At 60.0% G+C, this 6,981-nt stretch carries 9 protein-coding genes; 5 read left to right on the top strand and 4 right to left on the bottom strand.

All coding sequences use genetic code 11. The features are described from left to right. The first annotated feature begins 100 nt into the window (after positions 1-100). Positions 101-544: a hypothetical protein gene (locus YA0848_RS26350; protein ID WP_034115467.1), complete on the top strand. Its 444-nt coding sequence runs from the start codon at positions 101-103 to the stop codon at positions 542-544. 85 nt (positions 545-629) lie between these two features. Here YA0848_RS26350 and YA0848_RS26345 read toward each other — a convergent pair whose 3' ends face one another. From YA0848_RS26345 to YA0848_RS26335, 3 genes are all read right to left on the bottom strand, one after another. Beyond that, complete coding sequence (locus YA0848_RS26345; RefSeq protein ID WP_011064269.1) at positions 630-905, bottom strand: HU family DNA-binding protein; 276 nt, start codon at positions 903-905, stop codon at positions 630-632. A gap of 191 nt (positions 906-1,096) precedes the next feature. Beyond that, positions 1,097-2,245, bottom strand: a complete 1,149-nt coding sequence (locus YA0848_RS26340; protein ID WP_099312929.1) for an NAD(P)/FAD-dependent oxidoreductase — start codon at positions 2,243-2,245, stop codon at positions 1,097-1,099. A 36-nt stretch (positions 2,246-2,281) separates the two neighbouring features. Beyond that, positions 2,282-2,449 carry a rubredoxin gene (locus tag YA0848_RS26335; protein ID WP_034101514.1) on the bottom strand — a complete coding sequence of 56 codons (168 nt, stop codon included), beginning with the start codon at positions 2,447-2,449 and terminating at the stop codon, positions 2,282-2,284. A gap of 196 nt (positions 2,450-2,645) precedes the next feature. On the opposite strand from YA0848_RS26335, the gene YA0848_RS26330 reads away from it, so the two are divergent. After that, a complete protein-coding gene (locus YA0848_RS26330; RefSeq protein ID WP_184316016.1) occupies positions 2,646-3,209 on the top strand; it encodes a chorismate--pyruvate lyase family protein in 564 nt (187 codons plus the stop codon). Further along, positions 3,209-4,099, top strand: a complete 891-nt coding sequence (gene ubiA, locus YA0848_RS26325; RefSeq protein ID WP_169902305.1) for a 4-hydroxybenzoate octaprenyltransferase — start codon at positions 3,209-3,211, stop codon at positions 4,097-4,099. Before YA0848_RS26330 ends, ubiA begins: the two co-directional genes overlap by 1 nt. Before the next feature lie 118 nt (positions 4,100-4,217). On the opposite strand, the gene YA0848_RS26320 is transcribed toward ubiA, so the two are convergent. Continuing rightward, positions 4,218-4,595: a COG4315 family predicted lipoprotein gene (locus tag YA0848_RS26320; protein ID WP_047881786.1), complete on the bottom strand. Its 378-nt coding sequence runs from the start codon at positions 4,593-4,595 to the stop codon at positions 4,218-4,220. A 155-nt stretch (positions 4,596-4,750) separates the two neighbouring features. On the opposite strand from YA0848_RS26320, the gene phoB reads away from it, so the two are divergent. Both phoB and phoR read left to right on the top strand, forming a co-directional pair. Beyond that, positions 4,751-5,440 (top strand): phosphate regulon transcriptional regulator PhoB, encoded by a 690-nt coding sequence (gene phoB, locus YA0848_RS26315; protein ID WP_003176964.1) that lies wholly within the window; start codon positions 4,751-4,753, stop codon positions 5,438-5,440. Positions 5,441-5,577: 137 nt separating this feature from the next. Further along, positions 5,578-6,864, top strand: a complete 1,287-nt coding sequence (gene phoR / locus YA0848_RS26310) for a phosphate regulon sensor histidine kinase PhoR (RefSeq protein ID WP_187696792.1) — start codon at positions 5,578-5,580, stop codon at positions 6,862-6,864. The last annotated feature ends 117 nt before the right edge of the window (positions 6,865-6,981 follow it).

Raw genomic sequence — 6,981 nt, 5'->3', positions numbered from 1 at the left:
CCGCTAAAGAAACTCAAGCCTTGGCGCTGTTCATGACTGGAGGATCCCGCCGACTTTATCGGGCCGGCTGAGCAGCCTAAATATTAGTAAGGATTATTGTATGAAAGACTTGGCAGATGAGAATCCTGACCTCGCAGAAAAGATCATGAACATTATGGCGTCAGGTAATGATCTCGATGACCAGAACAAAAAATCTGAAGCCCAGGCTATGTATCAGCAGGCATGGAATTTACTTCCTGAGCCAAAGCTTGAGTGGACGCCTCTGTCATCATGGGTCACAGGTTCTTTTTTCAATCTTTACTTTGACAGCGGTGATTTCACGGCAGCTGAACAGTGGGCGCAGAAAACGTTGGATGGGCGCGAGTCCGATATTGATACGGGTCCATTGATCAATTTGGGAATGGCATTTCTAGAGTTAGAAAGAAAGGCCGATGCATTTAAGTGCTTTGATGAAGCTTATAGCTTTGGTAAAGCACGAGCTTTTCAAGACCGCCCCAAAAAATATCTGAATTTCTATTTGGATGAGAAAAAGAAGGGCCATTGATTTAACCCCACAAAAAATGGGCACCCAACCCCGTCGGCGTGCCCACTTTTCCTATCACCCCGCCTCCCTTCGGACGGTACTGCGCTTACGGGTTGACGCTGTCTTTGAGCGACTTGCCCGGCTTGAACGCAACGGTATTGCTGGCCTTGATCTTCACAGGCTCGCCGGTTTGCGGGTTTTTGCCGGTGCGGGCGCCGCGGTGGCGTTGCAGGAAGGTGCCGAAGCCCACCAGGGTGACGCTGTCCTTGCGGTGCAGGGCGCCGGTGATTTCTTCGAGAATGGCGTTGAGGACGCGGTTGGCCTGCTCTTTGGTGAGATCCGCTTTTTCAGCGATGGCGGCTGCGAGTTCGGGTTTACGCATAAGTGAAGCCTCTTTGACGGTTTTTTGTTGTTATGTCCGTGCCGCTCTCTGACGGAGCGGCGCCCAAAGCGCCGCAGGCTCTACTCTGCGGCAGACGGGAGTGAGGATGGCATGCCCTCGCACGCTCCGCCAGTCTCGCGGCGACCTTTCTAGAGGGAAAAATGTGCTTATTCCGACAGAACGACCGGTATTTACGCCAGCAACGGCGGAAGTTCTTTGTTGAGCGCGAGTTTTTCCATCACGGCGGTGCCCGTCAACGCATAGCCCAGCAGGCGGCCACTGGCGTCGCGGCACAGCGCCTTGATATCGCCACCCTGCCCTTCGACATTCCACACCCCTTCGGTGCCGCGTGGCGGTGGGGAGACCACCAACGGGCACACCGGTGTTTTTACGGTGACCGGCATCGGGCCATAGCTGACGGCGGTGGCGTTGCCGGCCAGCGTCTGGGCCAGGGCGCGCGCGCAGGTCATCAGAGGCATGACGTACAACAGATTGAGGCCGTCCACCTCGGCGCAGTCGCCCAGGGCGTAGATGTTGGCGTGGGAGGTCTTGAGGTGGCGGTCCACCATGATTCCACGGTTGACCTGCAGGCCCGCCGCGGCTGCCAGGTCGATGCGCGGGCGTAGACCGATGGCCGAGACCACCAGGTCGCAACGGATCACTTCACCGTCCGACAGATGCGCTTCCAGGCCGTCGGCCGTGCGATGTAGGCGGTTGAGCACCGGACCCAGATGGAAGCGTGCGCCAAGGCTTTCCAGGCCGGCTTGCACCGCCGCAGCCGCAGCCGGGTGCAGCAGAGTGGGCATGACTTGCTCGCACGGCGCGACCAGATCGATCTCATAACCACCCAGGATCAGGTCATTGGCGAATTCGCAGCCGATCAGGCCGGCGCCGAGCAGCAGTACGCGGCGCTTGCCGGCAGCGGCGGCGCGAAAACGTGCATAGTCTTCCAGGTCGTTGATCGGGAAAATCAGCTCGGCGGCGTCGCCCTCGACCGGTACGCGCACGGTTTCGGCGCCCCAGGCCAGGATCAGGTCACGGTAAGCCACCGCTTCCTCGCCGATCCACAGGCGCTTGTGGCCAGGGTCGATGCCGCTGACGCGGGTATGGGTGCGCACTTCGGCCTTGAGTTGCTCGGCCATGGCGCCCGGTTCAGCCATGCTCAGGCCATCGGCTTCCTTGTTCTTGCCAAAGCCGGTGGAGAGCATGGGCTTGGAGTAGGAGCGCCCGTCATCCGCGGTGATCAGCAGCAATGGGGTTTCGCTGTCGAGCTTGCGAAACTCCCGGGCCACGTTGTAGCCGGCCAATCCTGTGCCGATGATCACGACAGGTGCGTTCATTCCTTTCTCCTTGTAGTACGTTTCTTAAATTTCAGATCAGCCGATTTGGATCATTTCGAAATCCATTTTGCCCACGCCGCAATCCGGGCACAGCCAGTCTTGCGGGACGTCCTCCCAACGCGTGCCCGGCGCGATGCCATCATCAGGCCAGCCGTCTGCTTCGTTGTAGATAAGGCCGCAGACGATACATTGCCACTTCTTCATTACTTACTTCCTCAAGGTCCAGGCAAATTGGCCGGCGGTCGATGGATCCAGCATTGCCACGCGGCTCAGGGCGTTTTGTACTGACCGGGGCGTGCAGATGCAAGCGTCATCGACTCAACGGGCCGGTTGAGCCCGGCAAAAGACCGGGACGCCATGGTAAGCTCGCCGCCTCTTTTACTGCCCATACCGACTCGCCGTGCCGCACTCAATCGCCCGCCCCGCTGCTTGCCAATGGCTGCCCCAGAGCCTTCTGAACCCTGCGCCCGCGCCGTTGACCCTCGACTGGTTGTTCGACGAAGGCTCACTGACGCGGCGACTGACCGAGCTGTCCAACGAGGGCTTCAGCGTCACGCCGCTGTTCGAAGGCTGGCAGCCGCTACGCGAGGATGAGTGTGTTGCGCTGCAGCTGGCGCCGGCCAGTATCGGCTGGGTACGCGAGGTGTATTTGCGCGGGCACGGCCAACCCTGGGTGTTTGCCCGCAGCGTGGCGGCGCGCAGCGCCTTGCAGGGCGATGGGCTGCAGATGGAAGAATTGGGCAGCCGTTCGCTGGGTGAGTTGCTGTTCTGCGACCGCGCGTTCACCCGCCAGGCCATTGAAGTGTGCCGCTACCCCCTGCACTGGCTGCCCGCGGCGGATCAGGCCGATGGGTTGTGGGCCCGCCGCTCACGTTTCGACCGCGGCACATTGAGCGTGCTGGTGGCGGAAATCTTCCTGCCGAGCTTCTGGCATGCGCTGCATGATCCTTCGGAGAACCGCTGATGTATCAACGCCTGCTCCAATCCTTCAACCGCCTGAATCCCAGGGCCTGGGACTTCATTCAATTAACCCGCATGGACAAGCCCATCGGCATTTACCTGCTGCTGTGGCCGACGCTATGGGCGCTGTGGATTGCCGGCGAGGGCTCGCCGTCCTTGGCCAATATCGTGATTTTCGTGCTGGGCGTGACGCTGACGCGCGCTGCCGGCTGCGTGATCAATGACTGGGCCGACCGCAAGGTTGACGGGCACGTGAAACGCACCGCGCAACGCCCGTTGGCCAGCGGCAAAATCAGTTCCAAAGAAGCGCTGGTGTTCTTTGCAGTCCTGATGCTGATCAGTTTCCTGCTGGTATTGCTGACCAATGCCTCGACCATCTGCCTGTCCCTGGGCGGCCTGGCGCTAGCGGTCAGCTATCCCTTTATGAAGCGTTACACCTATTACCCGCAGGTGGTGCTGGGGGCCGCGTTTTCCTGGGGCATGCCGATGGCATTCACCGCCGAAACCGGCCATCTGCCCGCCACGGCTTGGCTGCTGTATATCGCCAACCTGCTGTGGACGGTGGCCTATGACACTTATTACGCCATGACTGACCGGGATGACGATCTGAAAATCGGCGTTAAATCCACCGCGATTCTGTTTGGCGATGCCGACCGCGTAATCATCCTGACCTTGCAAGGTCTTTCACTGGCGTGCCTGCTGCTGGCCGGCGCGCGCTTCGAATTGGGCGGCTGGTTCCACTTGGGGCTGCTGGCGGCTGCGGGGTGTTTTGCCTGGGAGTTCTGGTACACCCGCGATCGCGATCGCCTCAAATGCTTTAAGGCGTTTTTGCACAACCACTGGGCGGGGCTGGCGATTTTTGTCGGGATTGTGGCGGATTACGGGTTTCGCTGAGTTTTGCGGTGTCTGGCCGGGACTCATCGGGGGCAAGCCCCCTCCCACCTCTTGATGTGTGAATACAGTCAAATGTGGGAGGGGGCTTGCCCCCGATGGCTTGAGCAGCGCCCAACGATCAGGGCTTGATCACATGCCACGCGCCACCCTTGCCATCGCCGGTCTTGTCACCGGCCTTTTTGTCATCCTTGTAGGTGTACACCGGCTTGCCTTTGTAGGCCCACTGGCTGGTCTGGTCGTCGCGGGTGATGACCTTCCAATCGCCCGTCGCCGTGTCGGTGGACTCAGCCTTCAGCGGCGGCCAATTGGTCGCGCACTTGTCATTGCACACTGAATTGCCGTCGGCGTCCTTGTCGAAGGTATAGAGAGTCATGCCTTTGTGATCCACCAACATCCCACCTTGGGTCATCGCCGGCTCCGCCGCGAATGCTAGGCCGGGCAGGGTCAACGCCGCCGCTACCAACAGGGCTTTCCAGGAAACAGTGCTGTGAGTCATCGGAACCTTCCTTTTGTGGTTGTCAGGATTCGGACTCAAAGGGTAGTCCAGAGTGCCGTGAATTGCCCAAGCGACTAAATTACTGTCACACGACTGCAATAATTCCGTTATCTAATGCGGCGCAAGACAGTTAAATGACAAGAGGATTTTTGAGCATGGTTGGCAGGAGCATTCTGATTGTTGACGACGAAGCGCCCATTCGCGAAATGATCGCCGTTGCGTTGGAAATGGCCGGCTATGACTGCCTGGAGGCCGAGAACTCCCAGCAGGCCCATGCCATTATCGTCGACCGCAAGCCGGACCTGATCCTGCTCGACTGGATGCTACCCGGCACCTCCGGCATCGAGCTGGCCCGCCGCCTCAAGCGCGATGAGCTGACCGGGGATATCCCGATCATCATGCTTACCGCCAAGGGCGAAGAGGACAACAAGATCCAGGGCCTGGAAGTCGGTGCCGATGACTACATCACCAAACCCTTTTCCCCACGGGAACTGGTCGCCCGACTCAAGGCTGTGTTGCGCCGTGCCGGCCCTACCGACGGCGAAGCGCCTATTGAAGTCGGTGGCCTGCTGCTGGACCCGATCAGCCACCGCGTGACCATCGATGGCAAACCGGCCGAGATGGGCCCTACCGAATACCGTCTGCTGCAATTTTTCATGACTCACCAAGAGCGCGCCTACACCCGCGGCCAACTGTTGGACCAAGTGTGGGGCGGCAACGTATACGTGGAGGAGCGCACCGTGGACGTGCATATCCGCCGCCTGCGCAAAGCCTTGGGCGATGCTTACGAGAATCTGGTACAAACCGTGCGCGGTACCGGCTATCGGTTTTCAACCAAGGGTTGAACCGCAAGCGGTCAGCTACAAGCGGCAAGAGATGCCGCATCGCTCTAACTTGAAGCTTGCAGCTTGAAACTTGAAGCTGCCCCCCAAGGACGTATTTTCAAGTGAATTCGAATTGGCATGGCACCTTGATCCGCCACATGCTCCTGTTGGTCACCGGCTGCCTGTTGGTGGGCCTGATCAGTGGCTATTACGGCTGGAGCCTGGCCATCGGCATCGGCTTGTACTTGGGCTGGACCCTCAAACAACTCCTTCGCCTGCATGAATGGCTGCGCCAGCACAAACCCGACGAAGCGCCACCCGACGGCTATGGCCTGTGGGGCGAGGTGTTCGACAGCATCTACCACCTGCAACGCCGCGACCAGCGGGTGCGCGGGCGTCTGCAAGCGGTGATCGACCGCGTGCAGGAGTCCACCGCCGCGTTGAAAGACGCGGTAATCATGCTCGACAGCGATGGCAACCTGGAATGGTGGAACCGCGCCGCCGAGACCCTGCTGGGCCTCAAGACGCCCCAGGACAGCGGCCAGCCGGTGACCAACCTGGTGCGCCACCCGCGCTTCAAGGAATATTTCGAGCAGGACAATTACGACGAAGCGCTGGAAATCCCCTCGCCCACCAACGACCGGGTGCGCATCCAGCTATACCTGACGCGCTATGGCAACAACGAACACCTGATGCTGGTACGCGATGTCACGCGCATCCATCAGCTGGAACAGATGCGCAAGGACTTCGTCGCCAACGTCTCCCACGAGTTGCGCACACCATTGACGGTGATCTGCGGATACCTGGAGACGCTGTTGGACAACGTCGACGAGATCAATCCGCGCTGGGGCCGCGCCTTGCAACAGATGCAGCAGCAGGGCTCACGCATGCAGACCCTGCTCAACGACCTGCTGCTGCTGGCCAAGTTGGAAGCCACCGATTACCCCTCGGACAACCAGCCCGTGGCGGTCCCGAGCCTGTTGAAAACCATCAAGAATGACGCTCTGGCCCTGTCGGGCGAGCGCGGGCAGCAGATCAGCCTGGAGGCCGACCCGGCGGTGCTGCTCAAGGGCAGCGAGGGCGAGTTGCGCAGCGCGTTCTCCAACCTGGTGTTCAACGCGGTGAAATACACCCAGGACCAGGGCACCATTCGCATCCGTTGGTGGGCCGATGAGCAAGGCGCACACCTGAGCGTGCAGGACTCCGGCATCGGCATCGACGCTAAGCACCTGCCGCGCCTGACCGAACGTTTCTACCGTGTCGACTCCAGCCGCAACTCCAATACCGGCGGCACCGGGCTCGGCCTGGCGATCGTCAAACACGTTCTGCTGCGCCACCGCGCGCGCCTGGAGATCAGCAGCGTGCTGGGGCATGGCAGTACGTTCACCTGCCACTTTCCACCCGCTCAGATGACCCGTTCGCGGGCCATCGGCCTAGATGAATAACCCAAAAACGCCATAAGACTAATGTGGGAGGGGGCTTGCCCCGATGACCACAGGTATCTACACATCTTCGGCGTAAACATAACGCGAGAAAATAAGGTTGTTGTGGTGAGCAGGCTT

The sequence above is a fragment of the Pseudomonas sp. S4_EA_1b genome, from assembly GCF_016307435.1.
Taxonomy (GTDB): Bacteria; Pseudomonadota; Gammaproteobacteria; order Pseudomonadales; family Pseudomonadaceae; genus Aquipseudomonas; species Aquipseudomonas rhodesiae.
Note: the sequence above shows the minus strand (reverse complement) of the source record. Positions and strands in the feature narration are given on the sequence as shown.

Excerpts from the sequence above, each read along its gene's own strand:
- YA0848_RS26340 (WP_099312929.1), bottom strand. The coding sequence starts at position 2,245 with ATGAACGCACCTGTCGTGATCATCGGCACAGGATTGGCCGGCTACAAC.
- phoR (WP_187696792.1), top strand. The coding sequence starts at position 5,578 with ATGCTCCTGTTGGTCACCGGCTGCCTGTTGGTGGGCCTGATCAGTGGC.
- YA0848_RS26320 (WP_047881786.1), bottom strand. The coding sequence starts at position 4,595 with ATGACTCACAGCACTGTTTCCTGGAAAGCCCTGTTGGTAGCGGCGGCG.
- phoB (WP_003176964.1), top strand. The coding sequence starts at position 4,751 with ATGGTTGGCAGGAGCATTCTGATTGTTGACGACGAAGCGCCCATTCGC.
- YA0848_RS26350 (WP_034115467.1), top strand. The coding sequence starts at position 101 with ATGAAAGACTTGGCAGATGAGAATCCTGACCTCGCAGAAAAGATCATG.
- ubiA (WP_169902305.1), top strand. The coding sequence starts at position 3,209 with ATGTATCAACGCCTGCTCCAATCCTTCAACCGCCTGAATCCCAGGGCC.
- YA0848_RS26345 (WP_011064269.1), bottom strand. The coding sequence starts at position 905 with ATGCGTAAACCCGAACTCGCAGCCGCCATCGCTGAAAAAGCGGATCTC.
- YA0848_RS26335 (WP_034101514.1), bottom strand. The coding sequence starts at position 2,449 with ATGAAGAAGTGGCAATGTATCGTCTGCGGCCTTATCTACAACGAAGCA.